At 68.8% G+C, this 21,994-nt stretch carries 21 protein-coding genes; 11 read left to right on the top strand and 10 right to left on the bottom strand.

Annotated features, from left to right (window positions below; translation table 11 throughout):
- The first annotated feature begins 143 nt into the window (after nucleotides 1–143).
- From thpR to G9V96_RS07740, 3 genes are all read left to right on the top strand, one after another.
- The gene (gene thpR / locus G9V96_RS07750; RefSeq protein WP_168582512.1) at nucleotides 144–710 is read left to right on the top strand and encodes an RNA 2',3'-cyclic phosphodiesterase; all 567 of its coding nucleotides are present in this window, start codon (nucleotides 144–146) and stop codon (nucleotides 708–710) included.
- Between the two features lie 158 nt (nucleotides 711–868).
- Complete coding sequence (locus G9V96_RS07745) at nucleotides 869–1,774, top strand: polysaccharide deacetylase family protein (RefSeq protein WP_210424357.1); 906 nt, start codon at nucleotides 869–871, stop codon at nucleotides 1,772–1,774.
- 90 nt (nucleotides 1,775–1,864) lie between these two features.
- The gene (locus G9V96_RS07740; protein ID WP_168582510.1) at nucleotides 1,865–2,149 is read left to right on the top strand and encodes a YciI family protein; all 285 of its coding nucleotides are present in this window, start codon (nucleotides 1,865–1,867) and stop codon (nucleotides 2,147–2,149) included.
- 252 nt (nucleotides 2,150–2,401) lie between these two features.
- Here G9V96_RS07740 and def read toward each other — a convergent pair whose 3' ends face one another.
- The 5 genes from def to G9V96_RS07715 all read right to left on the bottom strand — a co-directional run bounded on the left by def (nucleotide 2,402) and on the right by G9V96_RS07715 (nucleotide 5,650).
- A complete protein-coding gene (gene def, locus G9V96_RS07735) occupies nucleotides 2,402–3,097 on the bottom strand; it encodes a peptide deformylase (protein ID WP_168582509.1) in 696 nt (231 codons plus the stop codon).
- Between the two features lie 393 nt (nucleotides 3,098–3,490).
- Nucleotides 3,491–3,901, bottom strand: coding sequence for a GntR family transcriptional regulator (locus tag G9V96_RS07730; protein WP_168582508.1), 411 nt, complete (start codon nucleotides 3,899–3,901; stop codon nucleotides 3,491–3,493).
- On the bottom strand, nucleotides 3,898–4,890 hold the full coding sequence (locus tag G9V96_RS07725; RefSeq protein ID WP_168582507.1) for a hypothetical protein: 993 nt from the start codon (nucleotides 4,888–4,890) through the stop codon (nucleotides 3,898–3,900). Before G9V96_RS07725 ends, G9V96_RS07730 begins: the two co-directional genes overlap by 4 nt.
- Nucleotides 4,891–5,030: 140 nt before the next feature.
- Nucleotides 5,031–5,192, bottom strand: coding sequence for a hypothetical protein (locus G9V96_RS07720; RefSeq protein ID WP_168582506.1), 162 nt, complete (start codon nucleotides 5,190–5,192; stop codon nucleotides 5,031–5,033).
- Nucleotides 5,193–5,272: 80 nt separating this feature from the next.
- Entirely contained in the window at nucleotides 5,273–5,650 is a 378-nt protein-coding gene (locus G9V96_RS07715) for a hypothetical protein (protein ID WP_168582505.1), read from the bottom strand.
- Between the two features lie 239 nt (nucleotides 5,651–5,889).
- Between G9V96_RS07715 and G9V96_RS07710 the strand changes: the two genes are divergently transcribed.
- Together G9V96_RS07710 and G9V96_RS07705 are read left to right on the top strand one after the other, a co-directional pair.
- Entirely contained in the window at nucleotides 5,890–6,429 is a 540-nt protein-coding gene (locus G9V96_RS07710; protein WP_168582504.1) for a hypothetical protein, read from the top strand.
- Between the two features lie 66 nt (nucleotides 6,430–6,495).
- On the top strand, nucleotides 6,496–9,606 hold the full coding sequence (locus tag G9V96_RS07705; RefSeq protein WP_168583911.1) for a glycine--tRNA ligase: 3,111 nt from the start codon (nucleotides 6,496–6,498) through the stop codon (nucleotides 9,604–9,606).
- A 115-nt stretch (nucleotides 9,607–9,721) separates the two neighbouring features.
- Here G9V96_RS07705 and G9V96_RS07700 read toward each other — a convergent pair whose 3' ends face one another.
- The 3 genes from G9V96_RS07700 to G9V96_RS07690 form a co-directional block, all read right to left on the bottom strand.
- Nucleotides 9,722–11,224: a serine hydrolase domain-containing protein gene (locus G9V96_RS07700; protein WP_168582503.1), complete on the bottom strand. Its 1,503-nt coding sequence runs from the start codon at nucleotides 11,222–11,224 to the stop codon at nucleotides 9,722–9,724.
- Between the two features lie 103 nt (nucleotides 11,225–11,327).
- Nucleotides 11,328–11,831 carry a helix-turn-helix domain-containing protein gene (locus G9V96_RS07695; RefSeq protein ID WP_168582502.1) on the bottom strand — a complete coding sequence of 168 codons (504 nt, stop codon included), beginning with the start codon at nucleotides 11,829–11,831 and terminating at the stop codon, nucleotides 11,328–11,330.
- A 222-nt stretch (nucleotides 11,832–12,053) separates the two neighbouring features.
- Entirely contained in the window at nucleotides 12,054–12,461 is a 408-nt protein-coding gene (locus tag G9V96_RS07690) for an SRPBCC family protein (RefSeq protein WP_168582501.1), read from the bottom strand.
- A gap of 240 nt (nucleotides 12,462–12,701) precedes the next feature.
- Here G9V96_RS07690 and G9V96_RS07685 point away from each other — a divergent pair, with 240 nt between their 5' ends.
- Nucleotides 12,702–14,234, top strand: a complete 1,533-nt coding sequence (locus G9V96_RS07685; protein WP_210424355.1) for a lytic transglycosylase domain-containing protein — start codon at nucleotides 12,702–12,704, stop codon at nucleotides 14,232–14,234.
- A 109-nt stretch (nucleotides 14,235–14,343) separates the two neighbouring features.
- Nucleotides 14,344–15,849 carry a lysozyme family protein gene (locus G9V96_RS07680; protein WP_168582500.1) on the top strand — a complete coding sequence of 502 codons (1,506 nt, stop codon included), beginning with the start codon at nucleotides 14,344–14,346 and terminating at the stop codon, nucleotides 15,847–15,849.
- A 315-nt stretch (nucleotides 15,850–16,164) separates the two neighbouring features.
- Here G9V96_RS07680 and G9V96_RS07675 read toward each other — a convergent pair whose 3' ends face one another.
- Nucleotides 16,165–16,545: a phage holin family protein gene (locus tag G9V96_RS07675; RefSeq protein ID WP_168582499.1), complete on the bottom strand. Its 381-nt coding sequence runs from the start codon at nucleotides 16,543–16,545 to the stop codon at nucleotides 16,165–16,167.
- Nucleotides 16,546–16,775: 230 nt separating this feature from the next.
- Between G9V96_RS07675 and G9V96_RS07670 the strand changes: the two genes are divergently transcribed.
- Nucleotides 16,776–17,756, top strand: coding sequence for a CPBP family intramembrane glutamic endopeptidase (locus G9V96_RS07670; RefSeq protein WP_168582498.1), 981 nt, complete (start codon nucleotides 16,776–16,778; stop codon nucleotides 17,754–17,756).
- A 30-nt stretch (nucleotides 17,757–17,786) separates the two neighbouring features.
- The gene (gene hisC / locus G9V96_RS07665) at nucleotides 17,787–18,935 is read left to right on the top strand and encodes a histidinol-phosphate transaminase (RefSeq protein ID WP_168582497.1); all 1,149 of its coding nucleotides are present in this window, start codon (nucleotides 17,787–17,789) and stop codon (nucleotides 18,933–18,935) included.
- A 49-nt stretch (nucleotides 18,936–18,984) separates the two neighbouring features.
- Here hisC and G9V96_RS07660 read toward each other — a convergent pair whose 3' ends face one another.
- The gene (locus G9V96_RS07660) at nucleotides 18,985–19,536 is read right to left on the bottom strand and encodes a hypothetical protein (RefSeq protein WP_168582496.1); all 552 of its coding nucleotides are present in this window, start codon (nucleotides 19,534–19,536) and stop codon (nucleotides 18,985–18,987) included.
- Nucleotides 19,537–19,790: 254 nt separating this feature from the next.
- Between G9V96_RS07660 and G9V96_RS07655 the strand changes: the two genes are divergently transcribed.
- Together G9V96_RS07655 and G9V96_RS07650 are read left to right on the top strand one after the other, a co-directional pair.
- Nucleotides 19,791–20,999 carry a thiamine pyrophosphate-dependent dehydrogenase E1 component subunit alpha gene (locus G9V96_RS07655; RefSeq protein WP_168582495.1) on the top strand — a complete coding sequence of 403 codons (1,209 nt, stop codon included), beginning with the start codon at nucleotides 19,791–19,793 and terminating at the stop codon, nucleotides 20,997–20,999.
- Nucleotides 21,000–21,004: 5 nt separating this feature from the next.
- Nucleotides 21,005–21,991 carry an alpha-ketoacid dehydrogenase subunit beta gene (locus G9V96_RS07650; RefSeq protein WP_168583909.1) on the top strand — a complete coding sequence of 329 codons (987 nt, stop codon included), beginning with the start codon at nucleotides 21,005–21,007 and terminating at the stop codon, nucleotides 21,989–21,991.
- The last annotated feature ends 3 nt before the right edge of the window (nucleotides 21,992–21,994 follow it).

The following is a 21,994-nucleotide window of genomic DNA, read 5'->3' as shown; positions in this document are numbered from 1 at the left end:
TGGTGGTGCCCAAAGGTAGTCGGATGTTCCGGCAGGGGGTCGATGCCGGTGCGCCCACCCCGGTGCGGGGCTGATTACTTGGCGGGAGAAATTCGAGGGTTACCTTGAGCGCACCTGGCTGATGCGACTGCAAGGATCGGGCAATGCGCTGCTTCATTGCTCTCCCGATACCGCAGCAGGTGATGGAAGACCTGGATGCCTTCTGCGAGCCGCGCCGTCAAGCTCTGCCAGATGTGCGTTGGAGTGACCCGCTCGGCTGGCATCTGACCGTGGCCTTCCTGCCTGATGTTGCGCAGGAGGACCAGGACGACCTTGAGGCTCGCTTGGCGGTGGCGGCCTCGCGGCGGCGCCCGATGCAGCTGAATCTGCACCAGGGCGGCGCTTTCCCGGATGCGCTGAGCGCCACGGTGTTGTGGACCGGTGTCACTGGCACCGCGCGCACCTTGTCAGAGCTGGACCATCTGGCCTCGGGTTGCCGTAACGCGGCAGCAGTTGCGGGTACCGGCGTCCAGGGCGGGCGCTTCCTTCCCCACGTGACGTTGGCCCGGTTCGTCCAGCCTCGCAATGTCGTTTCGCTATTGGAAGTCCTCGCGCTCTACTCCGGACCAACCTGGCGCGCTGAGTCGGTGCGCCTGATCGCCTCCCACCTCGGCGAAGGCCCGCACCGGCGCCCGCGGTACGAGACACTGGCCGAGTTCCCCCTGGGGTGAAAGCGCGAGAATCGCAGCCACCACCGCAAATTGACTGGAACTTGACCCAGTTTTGACCCTTCCCGGAGGGCGCCGTCAGTGGTGCCTCCCGGTCGCTACCTACCCTGATAGAGCGCGGCCCGATCGGGCCCGAGCGGGAGCGGATCGGAGCAGCTCAGGTGGATCAACACATCAGTCGTCGCCTCATTCTCGGGGCGGCACTCACCGGTGCAGCAGCCGCCGTGGCGGGCTGCGGTAGCGGCACAGCAGCGCCGAGGACCGGCGCCGCAGGTACTGGCTCCTCTTCTGGCGCCCCCACCGGTTCCCCCGCTGCGTCTGGTTCGCCCACAACCAGCGCCACGTCAGCACCCCCGGCGAGCCCAGCCCAGATCGCAGCCCGCGCAACCGTTCCGGTGCTCTGCTACCACCAGGTCCGCCCCTACCAAGCCTCCGACAGCGGCTACACCCGCCAGTTGCTCGTGATGCCACCGGAGAAGTTCCGGGCGCAACTTGATGCCATCGCGGGCGCCGGTTACACGACCGTCACCCCGGACGCCTACCTCGCGGCCTTGACGACAGGGGCGGCGCTGCCAGACAAACCGGTCATGTTGAGCTTCGACGACGGCAAGGACAACCAGCCGCAGACCGCCTTCGCCGAGCTGAGCAAGCGCGACATGACGGGGGTCTGGTACATCATGACCGTCGTCATCGGCAACCCCGGTTGGACGACGAAGAAACAGATACGTGCCGTCGCCGACGCCGGGCACGTCATCGGCAGCCACACCTGGGATCACCACGACGTGCGCGAGTACGGCCCGAAGGACTGGGCGCCGCAGTTCGAAAAGTCGCGGGAGACGTTGCGCGACATCTCCGGCCAAGAGGTGGCATCGTTCGCCTTCCCCTACGGCGCCTGGAACGAAGCAGCCCTGCCACACCTGGCCAAGGCTGGCTATTCCACGGCGTTCCAGCTCAACGACAAACCGCTGGATCCCGCGAAACCCCTGCTGACTCTTCGCCGTTCGCTCGCGGCCTCAGACTGGACCGGCCCTCAGGTCGTCGCCAAGCTCGACGAACTCTCCGCCTGACCCGCGCGCACGAGGACGACATCGCAGGCTTGTTCGCGAAATGGGTCGAACTGGCAGGTCCAGGCGTGGTGCGCGTCGTAGCGTGACCTCATGGCCTTTTACGTCGTCAACTACCACTACAGCAGCGACCCGCGCTTGGAGCAGGTCCGCCCGGCCCACCGTGAGTTCCTGGGCGGGCTGGTCTCCTCGGGGCTGCTGCGCGCCTCGGGTCCACTGGTCGGGGTGGACTCCCCGGCTGCGGTGCTCATCTTCGAAGCTGACGCGCCCGCAGCGGTCGAATCAGCCCTAGCCGACGACCCCTTCCAGAAGGAGGGGCTGGTGCAGCGCTGGGACGTCACCGAATGGAACCCGGTGCTGGGAGTGTTCGCCTCCTGAGTCCTGGCTCGCGCAGTGCCAGTCGAGGCGATCACCTCGCGTGGTTCTTGTCCGCGCTTCTCGGTCGGGACGGGCGGCGGCCTCGTAGGGGCGGCCCGCGGGTGCCGCCACGACCCAGGCTCGGGTGCGGTGACGCTCGGCGGTGAAGTGCTGGGTCAGCGCGTGTGCTGCCTGAATCTGCGCTGCTCGTTTGTCTGAAGACCCGCTCTGGGCATCCGAGGGCGTGGCATGCACGGCGCGAGCGCCGACTGCCTACTTGCCGAGTTCGGCGGCCCTGGTGTCCCATTCGTCCCAGATCTGCTGCTTGTTCTCCTCCATCTCGGCCAGAGCGACCTTGCGTCCCTTCGCGCTGAGGTGGTCGACGTAGAGGATGCCGTTCAGGTGGTCGGTCTCGTGCAGGAAACAGCGGGCGAGCAGGCCGGTTCCCTCCAGGCGCAGGGGGTTGCCGCGCTGGTCCACTCCTCGCACGACGGCGTAGTCGGCGCGGGTGAGGTCATACCCGCCGCCCGGCACCGACAGACAACCCTCCCAGCCGGTCTGTCGACCGGCCACGTCCTCGGGCAGCTGCTCGATGACGGGGTTGCAGATGTGTCCGACATGTCGCACGTCGTACTTGTCGATGCAGTCGTATACGAAGACGGCCAGGTCGATCCCGACCTGGGTGGCGGCCAGGCCCGCCCCGTGCGCGACGGCGTTGGTGGCGAACATGTCGTTGATGAGTTCGCGCAGCTCTTTGGTGCCGAACTCGGTGACCTCGCGGGTGGGGTGGTGGAGAACGTCTTCGCCGATGACGGTGATGCGGCGCCGTTTGCCGCGCTTGACCTCCGGTAACACCTGCGGAAGGTCATCGACGGGTACGCCGTTGAGGCGCGGCCGGCGGTCGACCGTGGTGCGAGGACCATCTGTGATGCGACGCGCGAACGAACCGAGGCCACCGAATGCAGACATGGGTCCATCTTCTCCCAGCCGACCCGTGGGGGAGAAAACACAGCAACGCTGTTTCAGGCACCCGCGCGTCTCACCCGTGTTGCTGCCGTGTTGCTGCTGCGGGCGCCCCCGCGAGCGCTTCGGTCTAGCTGCGGCGGGCAAGGGATCGCCTGCGTGGGGCTGCCTGTGCGTGGCGGCTGAGCGCCTAGCCCCCCGGCCAGGGTCGTGAGACGACCAGCAGTGCCACGATGACGGTCGGCCACAGCCACCGGGGCGCGACCTCGACTGGGGTGGCTGGCGCCAGTACAGCGCCACGAGGTCTGCCCGATCGTTTTGCCCGACCGCGCCAAGGCTGGCCCCCTGGTGTTTGCGGAGCCGGTGTTCAGGCGTCAAAGGTGCGAAGTCGTCCGAGGATCAGGCGGGACTGCGCTCCCGCGCGAGAGCGATCCCGCCGTGCTGGGCTGCCTCGACGGCGGCCAGGGCATCGGCATCGGTGATCTGGAGGCGGCGGCTGTCGGCGACGAACGCCGCAGCCAACGCTGCCAGGCGTGCGCGGCGTGCCTCTCCGGTGGCTTCGGGGCTCTGCTCGAGTACGGTCGTGCCCGCCCCACGCCGCGTGTGCACCAACCCGGCGGCCTCCAGTTCGCGGTAGGCGCGGGCGACGGTGCCGTTGGCAAGGTCGAGGTCGGCGGCGAGCTGCCGCACCGGCGACAACCGGGTTCCTGCCGGGAGTTCGCCGGTAGTGATGTAGCCGGCGAGTTGGCGGCGTAACTGCTCGTACGGCGGGGTGGGGTCTGCGGGGTCGATGACGACGGCCGCGCTCACGTCGGTTCGCCTTCGATGCGCTGGGCGCTGGTGACGGACGCGGTTCGGGGGCCGCGGGGGGCGCTGGCCCCGGGCGCGAGCAGGACCACTGCGCACCACAGCCCGATGCCGACGTAGAGCAGAGCCAGGACGAGCGCGCTCCAACCGGCGATGTCGTACCAACGGCTGAGGGTGTAGCCGTTCAGGCGGGCGCCGGGGCGTTCGCTGAGCAGGATGCGTGCCATCTCCAGACCGACGCCAGTGGCGCTGATGCTGAGGCCGAGTCCGGCCGCCGCGACCAGTGATTCTGCTTCGCGGCGCCGCACGATCCCATCGACCCGGGCGATTTCTGCGTCGCTGCCGTCACGGGGGCGCCGGATGATGACCAGCAGCGCTGCGGCAGTGAGAACGGTGAGTATCCCTACCCCCACGAATGCGGGGACTGCGTAGAACTGACCCGGCCAGGGGCCTGAGATCGAGGTGAACCGGCCGTCTGGCGAACCGGTTGTGAATGATCGGCCGGGACGGCCGGCGTCATCGGGTGAGCCCCACGCCCAGGCGAGGGTGAGCAAGACGATGAAGATCGCCCCGGCGGCGGCTACGGCCGCGCTGATGGCGGGGGGGAGGAACTGGCTGGCGCGGCGGTGTTCAGTGACGGCGCCGGCGCGGGGGCCGTCCGAGGCGGTGCGCGCGTCCCGGTGCGCGGCCAGGTCTCCGGCGCTGAGCACGACGATGAGGGTGCCGGCGAATACCAGCGGCGCCACGAGGAGGCCGCGGCCCAGGCGCGTCCACGCAGTATCGAGCGCGGCCACCCCTGCGGCGGCCCCGACGCCAAGGATCAGTCCGAGGACTCGCGCCCAGGTGGTTTTGGCGCGCAGCGCGGCCAGGCCGGGATGGGCGTGTTCGTTGATGGCGACCAGCCTGCGTCGGCGCGGGACGAGCACGAGCATGAGCCCGAGCACGGTGAGCCCCAGCAGGACAGGGAGGACTGTGAAGGTTGCGCCGACCATGACCGCTCCTTGTATCAGTGAAGTGATACAAAGATGCGCCCCCTCGAGCTTTGTGTCAAGCAGGTGGCACAAGCTCAAGCTACGGGAAAGGCCGGGTAGGGGTTGCCTACCCGGCCTCTGCCTCGACCTGCAGCCGATGCTTACTTCTTGTCGTGCTCGGTGTAATCCTTGGGGCCTTCGTGCGGAGCGTGCTGCACGTCAGCTGCCGAGGGGGTGCCCTCTTCCGTGCCGGGGGTGCCGTCGGCGCCCCCTTCGGGTGTCATCTTCGAGGTCTCAGAGACCTGTCCTTCTTTGCCTGTCATGGCGTTGTCCTCTCGCTGTGCACCAAAAGGTCTTCACACTGTGGCACGCCTGGTGGGGGCCCGCTCGGCGAGCAGTTGCCTCAGCGTCTGTAGGCAATCGGCAGGCTCGCGAGGGCGATCGGGCACACCAGCCACAGCCCGCTCCACGTCTGCTCGCCGATCATGACCCCGGCGCACAGGGCAATAGCGATGACCGGGATAAGGGTGACCGCGCGCGGCGGTGTGGTTCCGAGCAACAGCGCCGCGCCGACACCGGCCACGAAGAGCAGGAGCAGCGCCAGGTGGCTGCCCGAGTGCGGGTTGTTCCAGTTGAGGACGACGAATGACCCCGCGATAGCGACCAGAACGAGCCGCCACAGCACCATCAGGGCTGCGCCCGCCCGCTCGGCTGCGTCGTCTGGCTGCGCGCTTGAAGCCGACAGCGACTGTGTCCTTGCCTCTGGCCGTGCTGTGTTCACGTCCACCATCCCCTTGGCAACCCCTGGTTCCCCCGCCATCGCAGGCGAACTACCGGTTTTCCTTCCAGGTTAGGGCTGGGCGGGCGACAGGGTAAGAGGTGGAGACCCGCGCGATTGTCAGGCGGCCGTCGTGCAGCCGGGCCCGATGAGAAGGAAGACCGCTCATCCGATTGTCGGGCAGCTGCAAAAGACCCCGGACATCCTGAGCCTTGCCGCAATTGGGGCTCTAGGCTGGCGGCATGCTCGTTTATGACGGAGACCCTGAACGGGTAGCGACGATCCTGCCGGACCTGGAGATGTCGCCGGTGACGCCGATCCTGCATTTCACGCGGCGGTTGCTGACCGACAAAGGCTGGCATGTGCGCGTTGCGCTGTGGCCGCGAGATGAACGTGACGGTCTGCCGTTGCCGTTCATCGAGGAGGCGCTGGAGCGGGCCGGGACGCCGCAGATGCACCTGGCGGTCGGCTTTTCGGCCGGCACTCGCGGGCTGCCGGCCGCGATCGAACGCAACCTGCCAGGTATCTGGCTTCGACCGTTGTTGCGCGAGCAGAGGATCCGGGACGCAGTTGGCGCGATCCTGGAGCCGAGTCTGCTCGTCGGTGGCACAGCAGACCCGCAATGGGACGGTGCCCTGGACCGTCCCAGCCGCTGCCAGTCGCACGAGGTCAAGGACGCAGACCTGGCGTTGGAGGTGCCCGGATCGGTTCCCGAGACGATGAAGGCGATGACCCGCACCTTGAAACGGATCGAAGACTTCGTCGACGGTCTCGAACACTGAGCGATCCGGCGCCGCGCCGGTTGGGGTCGGGCTTGGGGCTGCCGGTAGCCTTCAAGGGTGCTGACCATGCAAGACGCCCTTCGCCAACTCTCCGACTACTGGATCTCGCGCGGTTGCCTGACGTGGCAGCCTTTCAACACCGAGGTCGGTGCGGGAACGATGAACCCCGCCACCGTGCTGCGGGTACTCGGCCCTGAGCCGTGGGACGTCGCCTACGTCGAGCCCTCGGTGCGCCCCGATGACTCCCGGTACGGGGAGAACCCGAACCGGTTGCAGACCCACACCCAGTTCCAGGTGATCCTCAAACCTGAGCCCGGTGACCCGCAGGAGCTGTACCTGGGCAGTCTCGAAGCGCTCGGCATCGACCTCGACGCACACGATGTGCGGTTCGTGGAGGACAACTGGGCTCAGCCGGCGATCGGTGCGTGGGGTCTGGGCTGGGAAGTCTGGCTCGACGGGATGGAGATCACCCAGTTCACGTACTTCCAGCAGGTCGGCGGTCAGGATCTCGACCCCATCCCCGTCGAGCTGACGTACGGCATGGAGCGCATCCTCATGGCCCAGCAGGGCGTGACGCACTTCAAGGACATCGCCTACGCGCGCAAGCCCAGCGGCGAGATCATCACGTACGGCGAGGCCTTCGGCCAGCAGGAATACGAGATGAGCCGCTACTACCTCGACGACGCCGATGTGGAGACCAACAGGGCCCTCTACGAGGGCTACGTCCGTGAGGCGACCCGGATGGTGCAGGCGCGCCTGCCCGTGCCGGCACACCAGTACATCCTCAAATCCAGTCACGCGTTCAACGTGCTGGACGCGCGCGGCGCCATCAGCACCACGGAGCGTGCCCAGGCGTTCGCGACGATGCGCCGTCTCATGCGCGATACGGCCTCGCTGTGGGTCGAGCGTCGCGAAGAGCTCGGCTTCCCGCTCATCAAGTCCAAGTCCGACGCAGCCGACGCCGCAGCGCAGCACGACTCTGCAAGCGAGAGCGTGACGCCGAAGGCTGAACGCGTCGAGATCGCTGCCGACGCGGCGCCGCAGACCTTCGCGCTCGAGATCGGTGTGGAGGAGTTGCCGCCGCACGTTCTGCCGCAGACCGTCGAGGCCGTCCGTGAGGCGCTCACCGGTGGTCTGGCCGCCACGCGCCTCGAGCACGGCGCGATCACCGTCGACGGGACTCCCCGTCGCGTCATCGCCGTGGTCGAGGACGTCGCCGCCCGCGAGCCGGACGCCACCCAGCTCCGCAAGGGCCCCAAGTGGCAGGCCGCGTTCGACGCTGAGGGCAACCCGTCCAAGGCCCTCCAGGGGTTCATGCGCGGTCAGGGCGTCGAGGTCGAGCAGATCGTCAAGGCCGAGGTCGGCGGCAACGAGCACGCCTGCGTCGAGATCGACGCCCCCGGCCGCGACGCCGTCTGCGTACTCACCGAGATCGTCGAGAAGACCGTCTCCGGCCTGCGGGCCGAGAAGAACATGCGCTGGAACGACCCGGCACTGAGCTTCTCCCGCGCCGTGCGTTGGCTCGTCGCGTTCTGGGGCGAGACGCTCGTTCCCGCTCAGGTCTCCCAGGTGCGCGCCGGGCGCGAGACCTACCTGCAGCGCGTCACCTCCGCCACCCGTGACGGCCATGGCCGTAGCGGGACCCGCAGCGACGGTGCGCTCCTGGGCTTCGTCGAGGTGTCCGGTGCCGATGCGCTGCTGGAGGCCATCGGTCGAGGCGGCATCGAGTGGAACACGGCCGCCCGCCGCGAGGACGTCGTCACGCAGGCGCGCGCGCTCGCTGAGGGCGCCGGAGGCACCATCGACTTCGACGCGAACGCCGACCTGGTCGACGAGATCACGAACCTCGTCGAGGACCCGCAGGCCATCCTCGGGTACTTCGACAAGCGCTACCTCGATCTGCCCGAGCGCATCCTCACCTCGGTCATGGCCAAGCACCAGCGCTACCTGCCGCTGCGCGACGTGAACGGCACCTTGATGAACGCGTTCCTCACCGTGGCCAACGGCATGTGCGACGACGACGTGGTGCGCGCCGGTAACGAGTCGGTGCTGCGTGCTCGCTACGAAGACGCGCTGTTCTTCTGGAACGCCGACCTGCAGACCACCAACGCCGACGAGTTCGTGCCCGGCCTCGACAAGCTCACCTTCGAGAATCGTCTCGGCTCCGTCGGGCAGCGTGCGCGCCGCATCGCCGACGTCGCCGCAGCCCTCGGCAAGCACATCGGCCTTGACGAGGTGCAGGCGCAGACCCTGACCCGGGCTGGGCAACTGGCCAAGTTCGATCTGTCCACGCAGCTCGTCGTCGAAATGAGCAGCCTCGCCGGTTTCGTCGCCCGCGAGTACGCGACTCGCCTCGGCGAGACCCAGGCTGTGGCGGACGCGCTGTATGAGATGGAGGCGCCGCACACGGCGCTCGACGCGGTCCCGGCGTCGGTGCCGGGCGCGCTTTTGGCGCTGGCTGACCGCTTCGATCTGCTCGCCGCGATGTTCGCGATCGGGGCCAAGCCGACCGGCTCCTCGGACCCGTACGGTCTGCGGCGGGCAGCGTTGGGTGTGGTGCGCATTCTGCGGGAGACGAGTTCAGGCCCGTTGGCGGCGCTGCGTGAGGTGACGGTACGCGGCGGGCTTCAGGCTGCGGCGCAGCGGTTGCGGCAGCAGGGGATCCAGGTCGCTGACGACGCCATCGAGGCTGCGGCGGAGTTCACCCAGGGCCGGTTCGCGCAGTTGCTACGTGATGAGGGTGTCTCGGCGGGTTTGGTGGCCACGGTGCTGCCTGGCGCGGATCGCCCTGGCGGTCTCGGACGGGCGCTGGTCGATGTGGAGTCGCTGCGCGGCGACGCGCAGTTCGCGGCGTTGGTGGCCGCGTTGGTGCGGGTGGAGCGGATCGTCCCGGCGGGCACCGAGCCGCAGTACGACGCCGCCAAGCTCACCGAGCCGGCAGAGGTGGCGCTGCGGGAGCGCCTGGAGGCGCTGCCCGCGTCAGCGACCGACGACCTACCCACCTACCAGAAGGCGGCCAGCGGGCTGGTGGAGGCGATCAACCGCTTCTTCGACGACATCCTCGTCATGGCCAAGGACCCCGACGTCAAGGCAGCCCGGCTGGGTCTGCTCGCCGCCGTCCGCGCCACAGCACCGGCCGGGATCGACTACAAGGCCCTGGACACAGTGCTGGGTTAACCCGCACACAGGGAATGCAGCTGCGGCTCCCCGCCCGGGGGGTGCCGTGGGCTGAGCCGGAATGGCAGCAGGTTGGCCGCCCCGCACAAGGGGCGGCCTTCCTGATGTCTGGGGTTCATCGCAGGAGGAACAGCACCCCGGCGAGTAGCACCACGCTGAACACCAGCGAGATGATCGCGCTCGCCTTACCCGTGGCGGGGGTAGCCGGGGAGTGGCGTGCGGTGAGCGCCGCGAGCGCGACCCCGCCCAGGATCGCGCCGGCCAGTGCGCCGAGCACCCAGCCTGGCAGCGATCCCCACGGGCCGAGCAGCCAGGCAACCACAAGCCCGCTGAGGCCCTCCACCACGCCAGTGGCCAGCGTGAGGCGCGTCGGGCGGCGTGTGAGGCGCACCAACAGACTCACCAGAGCGCACAGTCCGATACCGACCGCGATCAGCCCCATCCGGCTCGGCGCGTTCGACAACGGCGTCGCGTCGTGGCGCAGCAACCCGATGCCGAGCTCATCGACCGACCGGTCGGACGAGGCCAGCGCCAACGCCGCCTTCCGGCCCGACACATCCATGGCCAGCATCGTGCTCGACCCGCCCGTGCCGCCGTTGTGCCAGGTCAACTGCCCCTCAGGTGTGGTGTCGATGATCCACGCCAAGCCGCTGCGGCGCGGTTCGCCGTCCGTGACCGGCGTCAGCGCAGCCACCCCAGGAGCGCTGCCGTCCAACACCGCCGCTGTGTACCTCGCCAGATCCTTGGCCGTCGTGCGGGTGGCGGCCCCGGCCGGGGCGAAACCCTCCCCGCTCCACGGCGCGACACTGCGCCCGTTCGCCCAGTGCGGGCTCGCCATCCCGGGTAGCTCCGCAGCGGAACCGGCCTTCGCCCCGGTGATGAACACGGTGTGTGTCATGTTCAAAGGTCGCAACAGCCTGGCAGTGGCCAGTTCCGTCCAGGACGACACGCCCGCCGCTCGCGCCTGCGCGTGACCTAACAGCGCCATCCCGAAGTTGGAATAGGCGCGGGTGCCCTTGTTCTCGATCTGCGCCGTGCGCGCCGCGTCGATGACCTGCTGCCTCGACCAACGCCCGTAGGGGTCACCCGTCATGGGGGTCGTCAACCGGGACAGGCCCTGCTTGGGCATCCTCGGCAACCCGCTGGTGTGCGTAGCCAGCTCCCGCAGCGTGGCCGCCCCGGCGGGGGTGCCCGCCAACTCTGGCAGGTGCGTGGACAACGGGTCGTCTAGGCGCATTTCGCCGCGTTCCACCGCCACTGCGAGCAACTGACCGGTGAACGTCTTGGTGATCGAGCCGAGCTCGAACGGGGTGTCAGGCGTTGGGGCGCTGCCCTCCACCTCGCCGAAGCCGGCAAAGGTCGTGGTGCCGTCCTCGATGCGGGCCACCGACAGTGCAGGAATACCTCGACCGGGACCGAGGATCGCCTTCGTGTCCGCCACGAGCGTCGGATCGCCGGTGTGGGTATCCCCCAACTGCGGGTTCGGCCCGAGGACCAGCGCAAGCAGCGCGCCGATGACGCTCGCCGCGACGAGCAGGGCTGCCCTGCGGCTACGGGTCAGGGGTGGGCGGGTGGGTACGGACGAGTGGCCGGACTCGGTGATCGGACTCGCGGGCATAGCGCTTCCTTAGCTCGTGGCGACAACGTGAGCGGATCGGTCGACAGCTCTGAACGGTCGGCTCCTTCGCCGGAGGGAGCCAACGAGGAGGGACGGGCCGAGATCACTCACCGGCCGCAGCGACCGTGAGCAGGAGAGGGATGACCCGCGCCGGGGGGACCGCGTAGCGGCCGCGCCCGGTGGAGACGAGCCACCCGGCGGCAACGAGCTGGCGCAAGTGGTGATGGAGTTGACCGGTAGTGCCCAACCCGTCGTCATCGGCCAATTGCGCCGTCGTGCACACTCCGCCGAGCACGAGTTGCAGCAGGCGCAAACGAACCGGATGGGCCAGGGCCGCAAGTCTGCTCGCGCGTTCGTGCCAGTCGGCCTGCAGGAGCTCCTCAGGGTCCGTGCTCATCTGCCACCGGACGGGTCCGGCGGGAAGCTCGACGTGGCCCGCATAGGCCAACTCGCCGTTCGGCGTTCGGCGGAGCAGCTCGTTCAGGAGCCAGAAGTCGCCGGTAGGCGTGACCGGAGCCTGGCCGGTCTCGGTGCCAGACTCCTGAGCTCTGCTCAGCCGGGCAACCGCTGACTCCAATGCGCTCAGACGCTCTTCCACCGACGCCATGACTACAGAATTACGTAGTTGCGTAGTGGCTGCAATGGTGGCGATCTTAATAGGCGGTGTCCGCCGCCTGAACTGTCACGGCGCCGGGTGCGGCTAATCCCGCGAGATGATGCGGGGCAGCTCGGCTAGCGGATCGAGGCATAAGACAGCCGCGCCGCCCGGTGCGGGCGACGCGGCTTAGGGGTATGCGCGGGGACGTTTCAGTCCGCGGGCCTGCTGCGTTCAGTCCTGCTCGACGAGGTTCTTGATCGAGGCGAGCGTGTCGCCTAGGCCCGTCTGGACGGCGGCGCCGTCGGCGCGCTCGCTGACGATGGTGACGGTGAGTTGGGAACCGCTCTCGACCGGGTCGATGTCGAAGGTCCCGCGATAGTTATTGCGGCTACCGACCGAGCCCCAGGAGAATCTGCGGCCCAGCTCATCCACCCGCGTCCACGCGGTTCCCTTCACCTCGACCTGGCGACCGTCGGGCAGCTTGGGGTGCGCGGTGACCTGGACCGCGCCGTCGTCTCCGGCCGGTTCAGCGTGAGAAAGTCTCGGCATGTAACGGGGCAGGTTTCCCACGTCGCTGAGATAGTCGAACAAGCGGCGGGGTTCCACGTCCACGTGGATCGACTTGGAGAATTCAGGCATAGGGCAGGTGTATCGGTTCGCCCACCCCGGTAACAGGGTCTTCGGTCACTTCACTGACGTGTCCGAACTCTCGAATCGTGGTGTCTCGCCCCGCGGGCACGCTCAGGTCTGGCCGGCAGCGGCCGATCAAACTGATACGTGGGTGAGGTGTGCCCATCGCCGGTACGAAGGAGTGCCGGTGGAGTGTCGAGCCGGCACCGGTTCCGCTCTGCCCCCGATGTACTGATGAAGGAGAGCCTGATGATTCGTCGCGACGCGTGGTCGCGCCTGCGTGAGACCACCCGTACCACCGCGACCTCGGCTCTTCGTCGCAAACACAACTCCTCGTTGCTGTCTCGCCCAGGCCCGCTCACGGTGCTGGCTGCGGCAGCTCTGCTGGTGCCGATCGCTGCCAGCTCACTGCCCACCGACGCTGTGCGCCTGGAAGCGCAGCCCTCTGCTCCGGTGCCTGCTCCCAGCTCGGCCGCCGCCGCGCCTGGTGCGCGCACCGTTCCCGGCCTGTTCCTGTCCCGCCCCGGCGTCCTGCCCGCCTCGCTCGTGACGGCGCCTGGGCTGGGTACCGCTGCTGCCACTGTGAACACCACGACCATCCCGGCCCGGGTCCTGCAGAGCTACCAGAGCGCCCAAGCCTCGCTGGCCAAGACGCAGCCGAGCTGTGGGCTGCAGTGGTGGATGCTGGCGGGTATCGGACGTATCGAATCCGGGCACGCCGCCGGTGGCCAGGTGGACGCCCACGGCACCACCATCGGCCGCATCTACGGGCCACTGCTGAACGGCACCATCCCCGGCACCGCGATCATCCGCGACACCGACGGCGGCGCCTACGACGGTGACAGCACCTACGACCGGGCTGTCGGCCCGATGCAGTTCCTTCCCGGCACCTGGAAACTCGTCGGCCGGGACGGCAACGGCGACGGCAGTGCAGATCCGAACAACATCGACGACGCCGCCGTCTCCGCCGGTGCCTACCTGTGCGCCAGCGGGGGTAACCTCGCCGACCCGGCCCGCCTGCGGGCAGCGGTGCTCGCCTATAACAACTCAGCCATCTACGCCAACGACGTGATCACCGGTGGGTTGGCCTACCGCGACGGCCGCACCCCGGCCGCACCCTGGGTGCCCTCGCTCGTGCCCGGTTCAGGCGCTCCCACCGCCTCCCCGCTGCGTTCGCCGGGCACTCAGTCGGCGCCGCGTCCATCGGCAACCGCCCCGCGCCCAACGGCGACGACACCGGCGCCCACCCCGACCGGTTCGAGGCCGACGGCTGCCCCGTCCAGCGCTCCGAACACCGCCGCCCCCACGACGCCCACGGGTTCACCGACGACGACGCCCACGGGTTCACCGACCACGACGCCCACGGGTTCACCGACCACGACGCCGACTGGTTCGCCGACGACGACGCCGACTGGTTCGCCGACGACGACGCCGACTGGTTCGCCGAGCATGACGCCGACTGGTTCGCCGACGACGCCGACTGGTTCGCCGAGCACGACGCCGACCGGTTCGCCGACGACGACGCCCACCGGTTCGCCGACGACCGGGACATTGCCCCCGTGCCCGATGCCGACGGGCCCGGCGCCGAGCAACGGCGCAAGCGCCGAGCCGGAGGCCACCCCCGGCGCGAGCCCGACCTGCACCCCGGTGCCCACGGGCGCGGCGACCACCGCGACCGACGCTGCGAGCGTGCCCGCCACGCCCAGTGCCACCAGCACCCTTGCCCCGGCGCCGGTCCCGACCCCGGCCGTCACCATCACCCCTCGCCCCACCCGGCGGTAACTTCCACGAAACACCTTGAATACCCCCGTCTTTGAAGTCGTAGGCAGCGCTGAGGGTAGGTGCTAGCCTGGCCGCGTTGAACACGCGTCTAAGTTCGTGAGAGTCCACCGTGAACCGTCATTTCGATGATGCGGGGTACGACGTCCACGACGACGCAGGGGGGCGTTCCAGCCGTAAAACGGTCGGTATCGCAGTCGCGGCAGCTTTGGTTGTCGCTGCAGGGGTCCTCGGCGTCGTGGCGATTTCCCGCGAGTCCCAGCAGCAGGCCGAAGCTGAACATGTCTCGGCGCAGTTCGTCGCGTCCTCAGGCAAATCTGGGGAGGTTTCCGAGGACGACATCGCTTCGCTGCGCCCGGTCGCCGAGCAGGCGCTGGCTGCAAGCCTGCCCGACCCGGCTGGGATCACCTCGCAGGTAGCTCCCGAGGCGCTGATCCCGGCCCGGGTGCTGCAGGCATACCGCAGCAGCGAGGAGCAACTCGCCGCCGCCGAACCGGGCTGTCATCTGCCCTGGTGGTTGCTGGCCGGCGCCGGCAAGGTTGCCTCCGACCACGCCGCAGGTGGACAGGTGGATACCGCAGGCGCCACGACGGTGCGCATCTTGGGGCCCCGCCTCGATGGGAACCTGATCGGCACCTCCATCGTGCGCGACACCGACAAGGGCCAGCTCGATGGCGACCTCAGCTTCGACCGGGGCGTCGGGCCCATGCTCATCCTTCCCGCCACCTGGTCCTCCCTGGGCGTGGACGGTAACAGCGACGGCGTGGCCGACGTGCACAACATCGACGACGCCGCTCGCACCCTCGGCTCCGTCCTGTGCGCAGCCGGGGGAGATCTGAGCAAGCCCAAACCGCTGGCCAAGGCGGTTCTCACGGTCAAGCCGCAACTTCGTGATGCCAGCGATGTCCTCGCCTGGGGCGCGTACTACCAGCGCGTTCTCGGCGACGGCTCACCGAGCGCGGTTGCCTCCGCCTCGCCCTCTGCCATGCCATCGGCGGCGGCGCCGGGCGCGCCAGTGCCGGCACCGACGACGGCGCCGCCGACCAGCGATACCCCGCGCTACACGACCGTGCCGACGAACACTCAGGCCTCAACTGCACCCCCGGCCGGTGTCCCGGCACCACCGATCACGGCCCGCCCGAGCGTAGCGCCGCGTCCCACTGCGGCCCCGGCCCGCCCGACTGCGGCCCCGGGCCGCCCGACGGCTGCGCCGGCCCAGCCTGTGCCACCGGCCCGTCCCTCCCAGCCGGCCCACCCCACACCAGCCCCGGCGCCAGCGCTCCCGCCCGCGCCTGCCCCGTCCCGGCCCGCGGTGCGCCCGAGCGATCCGCCGCCCCAGAAGGTGCCGGACGCTCCTGCGCCCAAGCCCACTGAGCCGGCGCAACCGGTCGAACCAGCCCCACCGGTACAACCCGTACAACCGGTTGAGCCTGCGCCGGTGCAGCCAGCGCCGCCCCGCGTCCCCGCGCCGCCGGCGCAAGAGGCCCCCGAGGTGCCGCCGGCACCCGCGATCGATCAGGCACCTGCAGCGCGCCGGGTCGTGCCCGCCCCGCAAGCTCCGGTCGGCGAACGACTTCCGAGCGCCGAAGCAGCAACCCCGGGCGCCGACCAGTCCTGAGCGTGGGCGGGGCCGGACACGGCGCTGCCGGCCCACGAGCCGAACCCAGCGGGATTCACGGCTCAGCAAGTACGAGGACGATGCCGCGCGGCCCTACCCTCTGGTGCCACGCTGCGGAGGCGCCGCGGTCCAGGAGAACTCGGCCCCGGCCGGTCGCGTCGGAGGGCAGCGCTCCGTGTTGTCCCGGTTCCTAACGGCGCTCATGCCTCAGCGGGGCGCTGGGGTCAACGGCTCAGAAACGGCGGCGGTGTCTCTGCCGGGGCCCGCGACGGTTCCCGCACGCTCGCGGTGAACGCAGGTCCCCACGGCCTCATTTCAGGAACGGGTACCCGTGATCAGCCCGAGCGCCCAGGAGACGAGCGAGACCATCACCGCACCGATCAGGGCGGAGCCGAACCCGGCGACGGAGAAGTCGAGCCCGAAACGGGTCGCTACCCAACTTGTCAGCATCAGCATGAGGGCGTTGATCACTACCAAGAACAAGCCCAGCGACAGCACGATCAGCGGAAACCCGAAGAGCTGCAGGATCGGCTTCACCAGGCTGTTGAGCAGACCGAAGAGGCAGGCGACGAGCACCACGGTGAAGATGCGGTCAGTGCCGCTGGTGGATTCGCCAAGGGCGATTCCCGGTAGGACGAGGGCCGTCACCCACAGCGCGAGAGAAGTGACGAGGGTACGCAGGACGAAGCCGGTCATAGCCCCATCGTGGCAGGAACGCACCGAGCAGGGGTGTCCGCGGTCTTGGCAGGGGTGTCGCGGGCGCAGCAGCGTAGAGCCCAGGGTCGATGGTCTGAACGGCTCTCGACTTCAGCAGGATGTCGGTGCCTGGGGTGATGCCGCACTCTGAACATATGAAGAGCTCACCGCCGCCACCGTTGCTTCCGCCACCTGGCGGTTCTGCCGCCGGGCTGACAGGAGAGCAGCAAATGAAGACGCGCGACACCCAGGCGAGCCGGGCCTGGCGTACTCGGCCTGTTCCCGGGGCGCAGTACCAGCAGGTTCTGCGCACTCCGGCGCACCGATGGTGGAAGCCGCTGCTGTCGATTTTCATGGTCTGCCTGGGGATCTTCGTCGTGCTGCTGCTCAGCATGCCGGTAATCGCGCTGGTTGCGTGGGCCGCCGGAACACCCGACCCGTGGGCGACGGCCTCGAGCTGGCTCGAGGAAGACTCCATCACGGCGATGGGTTTCCTGGTACTCGATATCTGGCTGGCGTCCCTGGCGGTGGTGGCCCTCGTCGCCGTGCGGGTCGGGCATTGGATGCCGGCGCGGTGGATGCACTCGGTTGCCGGGCGGGTGCGGTGGGCCTGGCTGGGGCGCTGTCTGCTCGTGCTGGTCCCGGTGTGGATCCTCTACGTCGGGATCTCGTGGTGGATCGACGGCGCAGACCCGGGCACCCGCGCGGCCGACTGGTACTGGTTCGCGCTGTTGGCGCTGTTCGTGACCCCGCTGCAAGCCGCCGGCGAGGAGTACCTGTTCCGCGGATGGTTGCTCACCTCGCTCGGATCCTGGTTCAGCAACCGCTGGCTGGCGCTGATCATCCCGGCGCTGATCTCCACCGCCCTGTTCGCCGCCGCGCACGGCTCCGCAGACCCGTGGATCCTGCTCGATCTGGGCGCCATGGCGACCGCCTGTGTGATCCTCATCTGGCGCACCGGCGGCCTGGAGGCAGCCGTCGCCCTGCACGTGGCCAACAACGTCGTCATCGGGATGCTCGGCGCGCTCACCGGTGCCACCGCCGACAGCCTCATCGACACCGACTCGACCGGCGACCCGCTCTCCGCCGGGGTTTCGGTTTTCATGTCGGCCCTGGCCGTGATCCTGGTGTTGCATCAGGCGCGCAGGGCCGGTATCTCCTGCGTGGTCGGTGCCCCGGCAACCGATACGGACTCGGCAACCACTGTCTAGGGCCGCCCGGTGCACCTACAGTGAGGTTCCATGACCGGTGATCCCCGCCTCGCTGAATCCGCCCTTCGCAGTACCACCGGCGGCGAGCAGCCGCCGCAGGTTGCGCGTGTGCGCACCCGAGACGCGCTGCACGTGGTGCCCGCCTACAAGCCGGGCAAGCCGCCGACGCGCGTGGAGGGCGTCACCCCTTACAAGATGAGCAGCAACGAGAACCCGTTCCCGCCGCTGCCGGGGGTGGTGGAGGTCGTCGCCGCAGCGGCAGCCGAGATGAACCGCTACCCGGATATGGCCACCACCGCGCTGCGGGCACGGATCGCCGAGCACGTCGGGGTGAGCCCGCAAGAGATCGTCACGGGCACCGGAAGCACGGGGGTGCTGGGCTATCTGGTGACAGCCACCTGTGAGGCCGGCGATGAGGTCATCTACGCCTGGCGCAGTTTCGAGGCCTACCCCATTCTCGTCGCCCTCTCCGGGGCGCGATCTGTTCAGGTGCCGCTGACGGCGGGGGAGGGCCACGACCTGCCGGCCATGGCAGAGGCCATCACCGCCAACACCCGCCTGATCCTGGTGTGCAACCCGAACAACCCCACCGGGACGGCGATCAGCGCCCGGGAACTCGAGGACTTCCTGGCCCAGGTTCCCCCGCATGTTCTCGTCGTCCTGGACGAGGCCTACGTGGAGTTCTGCACCGACGAGGATCGCCCCGACGGCCTGGAGTTCTACCGCGATCACCCAAACCTGGTCGTGTTGCGCACCTTCAGCAAGGCCTACGGGTTGGCCGGGATGCGGGTCGGTTACGCCATCGCTCACCCGCCGGTGGCGGACGTGCTGCGCAAATGCGTGCTCCCGTTCGGCGTGAGCGACATGGCCAGCCGGGCGGCGATCGCGAGTCTGGACGCGCGCGATGAACTGCTGGAGCGGGTCGCGACCTTGGTGGCAGAACGGGAGCGGCTCGCGGCCGAACTCGTTGCTCAGGGTTGGGACGTTCCGCATACGCAGGCCAACTTCGTCTGGCTGCCGCTTCGCGAGCACGCCAGTGCGTTCGCTGCTGCCGCCGAAGCAGAGGGTCTGTCGGTGCGGGCGTTCGAGGGTGAAGGCGTGCGCTGCTCCATCGATGCCCCCGAAGCCAACGAACGGCTGCTGCGGGTGGCCGGCGCTTTCCGCTCCCAGCTCGGCTGAGTTCGCCGGTTCGCTGCTCGCCTCCCGCCGGGGCGGGCAGTGCACCGGGTCAGTGTCGGTGGCGTCGCGGGAAGCGGTCGCTGCGGGCGCGCGGCTGCGGCTGTGGTGGTGACGGCGTCGGGAACGGAGCCAGGTCACGCAGCGGAAGTGCGTCGCGGGGCGCCCCATGTTGCAGTACTGCGGCCAGATGCCGGATGGACCACAGCGTGATGCTCACGGCCAGACCCGCCAGGATCGCAACGTCGAGCCAGGGCCGCCAACCGGCGACGTTGACCGTGCCGTCCGCGTCCAGCGCCAACGACACCTGCTGGCCTTGGCTGAGCCCGACCAGGTTGGCGCGCTCCAGCTCCCGATGGCTCCGCTGACCTGCTGAGCTGGTGAACTCCACCGTGCACGGGGGTTCGAGAAGGCCACTCGGGCAGGAGATCACCCGGGCCGCAACGGTGGTCGGGGCGGTGAGGGTGCCGACTGCGCCGATGGTGGCCAGGAGCAGACTCAGCCACAGTGCCGAGGCCAACCCGGCCGTGACTGCCAGCGCAAACGCCTTGAAGCCGAAGGTCTCCGTGATCCACCTGTCCCGGCCGGCCGGGGGTCGCTGCACAGAGTCCACAGTGACCTATCGGCGCACCCCGGCCCGACCTTCGCTGCCTGGGTGGTGTCGCCTGGAACGATTTTTGCCCTATTGCGCCCAAGCCGATGCTGCTGTGAGCGGCCAGCGCATCGGCTACCGTCATCCTGACGCGCCCGTCCACCGCCGGGCGGGTGCCTGCCCTGTCACACGCCGCCGGCCGGCGCGGCAGGCGGCGTGAACATGCGGACAGTCACCCTGATCCGTCCAAAGCAAGGAGTGCGTGTATGAGCAACGACGAAGTTGCCCGAGCGTTCAACCCCGACCCCGACGTCGACGGTGTGCACCACCACGTGAGTTTCGTCGGCGACGGGAAGTTCGATGGGGGCCCCGAGGCAGTCCGCTTCATCGATAAAGACGGACAGCGGATCCGCAACGAGGTCAACCTGCCCTACGACCCGTACGTCGATGCCTTGACGGAGGAGGACGGCCGTCGCCTGTACCGCGACATGGCCCTCATCCGTCGCCTGGACAACGAAGGAACCGCCCTGCAACGCCAGGGACAACTCGGTCTGTGGCCGGGCCTGCTCGGCCAGGAGGCTGCGCAGATCGGTATCGGCCGCGCGATGCGTCCCCAGGACCACGCCTTCCCGGCCTACCGCGAGCACGGGGTGGCCTGGTGCAAGGACATCGACCCGCTGCACATCATGGGCATGTACCGGGGTGTCAGCCACGGCGGCTGGGATCCCAAGGAGAAGAACTTCCACCTGTACACGATCGTCATCGGCAACAACGCCCTGCACGCGGTCGGCTACGCCATGGGGGTGCAGCGTGACGGCGACTACGGCACCGGTGACCCCGAGCGCGACACCGCCGCGGTCGCCTTCTTCGGTGACGGCGCAACCGCCCAGGGCGACATCATGGAGGCCTTCGTCTTCGCCGCCGTCAACCAGGCGCCGGTGGTCTTCTACTGCCAGAACAACCAGTGGGCGATCTCCGAGCCCAACGTCAAACAGACCCGCAACCCGCTGTACGAGCGGGCCAGCGGCTTCGGTTTCCCCGGCGTGCGGGTCGACGGCAACGATGTGCTCGCCTGCTACGCCGTTTCGCAGCACGCCCTGGAGCACGCGCGCAGCGGCCAGGGCCCCTTCCTCATCGAGGCCTACACCTACCGGATGGGTGCCCACACCACCTCCGATGACCCGACGAAGTACCGCGACTCCGCCGAGGTGGAATTGTGGCGCGAGCGTGACCCGCTCAGCCGCCTCAAGCGCTTCCTGCTCTCGCTGCACGAGACCGAGGAGTCGTTCTTCACCGAGGTGGAACGCGAAGCCGACGAGTTGGCCGTCAAGATCCGCAAGGGTGTCGAAGAGATGCCCGATCCGCCGCAGTCGTTGCTCTTCGAGCACACCTACGTCGACCCCCACCCCGGCCTGGAAGCCGAGGCTCAGGAGTTCTACGCCTACCAAGCCAGCTTCGAGAGCGAGGGTGAGTGAGCATCATGGCAACCACCAAGATCACCCTGGCCAAGGGCATCAACGCCGGCATGCGCCGCGCGATGGAGGCCGACCCGAAGGTGCTCGTCATGGGCGAGGACGTCGGCAAGCTCGGCGGCGTGTTCCGGGTCACCGAACACCTGCAGAAGGACTTCGGTGAGGAGCGGGTCATCGACACCCCGCTGGCCGAGTCCGGCATCGCGGGCACCGCGATCGGGCTTGCGCTGCGCGGCTATCGCCCGATCGTGGAGATCCAGTTCGACGGGTTCATCTACCCGGCGTTCGACCACATCACCAGCCAACTCGCCAAGATGCACGCCCGCTCCGAAGGGCTCATCAAGCTGCCCATCGTCGTGCGGGTGCCCTACGGCGGTGGTATCGGGGCGGTGGAGCACCACAGCGAGAGCAACGAGGCGTACTTCCTGCACAGCGCAGGGCTGCGCGTCGTCACCTGCAGCAACGCCGAAGACTCCTACTGGATGATCCAGCAGGCCATCGCCAGCGACGACCCGGTGATGTTCTTCGAACCCAAGCGCCGGTACCACGACAAGGCCGAGGTCGACCTCGACGCGGCGAGCGCGCCGCGCGGCATGGAAGAGGCCGTCGTGCGCCGTGAAGGCAGCGACGTGACGCTGGTGGCCTGGGGGCCGATGATCAAGACCGCCCTGCAGGCTGCCGCCGCGGCCGAGGAAGAGGGCCGCAGCCTCGAAGTGGTGGAGCTGCGCGGACTCAACCCGCTGGATTCGCAGGCGATCTTCACCTCGGTGAAGAAGACCGGGCGCCTGGTCGTCGCGCACGAGGCCAGCGGTTTCCTCGGCTTCGGCGCCGAGATCGCCGCCCAGGTGCAGCAGCACTGCTTCTACCACCTGGAATCCCCGGTCATCCGGGTCACCGGCTACTCGATTCCCTACCCGCCGAGCAAGCTTGAGGCGTTGCACCTGCCCGACCTGGACCGCATCCTCGACGGCGTTGACCGCGCCCTGGCGTACTGAGAA

The organism is Gephyromycinifex aptenodytis, from assembly GCF_012277275.1.
In the GTDB taxonomy this organism is placed as follows: domain Bacteria; phylum Actinomycetota; class Actinomycetes; order Actinomycetales; family Dermatophilaceae; genus Gephyromycinifex; species Gephyromycinifex aptenodytis.
The sequence above is the reverse complement of the archived record's forward strand: the minus strand, read 5'-3'. Positions and strand labels throughout refer to the sequence as shown.

Coding starts and splice junctions, on each gene's coding strand:
- G9V96_RS07695 (WP_168582502.1), bottom strand. CDS start 11,831: ATGGCGTCGGTGGAAGAGCGTCTGAGCGCATTGGAGTCAGCGGTTGCC.
- G9V96_RS07670 (WP_168582498.1), top strand. CDS start 16,776: ATGAAGACGCGCGACACCCAGGCGAGCCGGGCCTGGCGTACTCGGCCT.
- G9V96_RS07685 (WP_210424355.1), top strand. CDS start 12,702: ATGATTCGTCGCGACGCGTGGTCGCGCCTGCGTGAGACCACCCGTACC.
- G9V96_RS07675 (WP_168582499.1), bottom strand. CDS start 16,545: ATGACCGGCTTCGTCCTGCGTACCCTCGTCACTTCTCTCGCGCTGTGG.
- thpR (WP_168582512.1), top strand. CDS start 144: ATGCGCTGCTTCATTGCTCTCCCGATACCGCAGCAGGTGATGGAAGAC.
- def (WP_168582509.1), bottom strand. CDS start 3,097: ATGTCTGCATTCGGTGGCCTCGGTTCGTTCGCGCGTCGCATCACAGAT.
- hisC (WP_168582497.1), top strand. CDS start 17,787: ATGACCGGTGATCCCCGCCTCGCTGAATCCGCCCTTCGCAGTACCACC.
- G9V96_RS07710 (WP_168582504.1), top strand. CDS start 5,890: ATGCTCGTTTATGACGGAGACCCTGAACGGGTAGCGACGATCCTGCCG.
- G9V96_RS07725 (WP_168582507.1), bottom strand. CDS start 4,890: ATGGTCGGCGCAACCTTCACAGTCCTCCCTGTCCTGCTGGGGCTCACC.
- G9V96_RS07655 (WP_168582495.1), top strand. CDS start 19,791: ATGAGCAACGACGAAGTTGCCCGAGCGTTCAACCCCGACCCCGACGTC.
- G9V96_RS07705 (WP_168583911.1), top strand. CDS start 6,496: ATGCAAGACGCCCTTCGCCAACTCTCCGACTACTGGATCTCGCGCGGT.
- G9V96_RS07720 (WP_168582506.1), bottom strand. CDS start 5,192: ATGACAGGCAAAGAAGGACAGGTCTCTGAGACCTCGAAGATGACACCC.
- G9V96_RS07650 (WP_168583909.1), top strand. CDS start 21,005: ATGGCAACCACCAAGATCACCCTGGCCAAGGGCATCAACGCCGGCATG.
- G9V96_RS07700 (WP_168582503.1), bottom strand. CDS start 11,224: ATGCCCGCGAGTCCGATCACCGAGTCCGGCCACTCGTCCGTACCCACC.
- G9V96_RS07690 (WP_168582501.1), bottom strand. CDS start 12,461: ATGCCTGAATTCTCCAAGTCGATCCACGTGGACGTGGAACCCCGCCGC.
- G9V96_RS07740 (WP_168582510.1), top strand. CDS start 1,865: ATGGCCTTTTACGTCGTCAACTACCACTACAGCAGCGACCCGCGCTTG.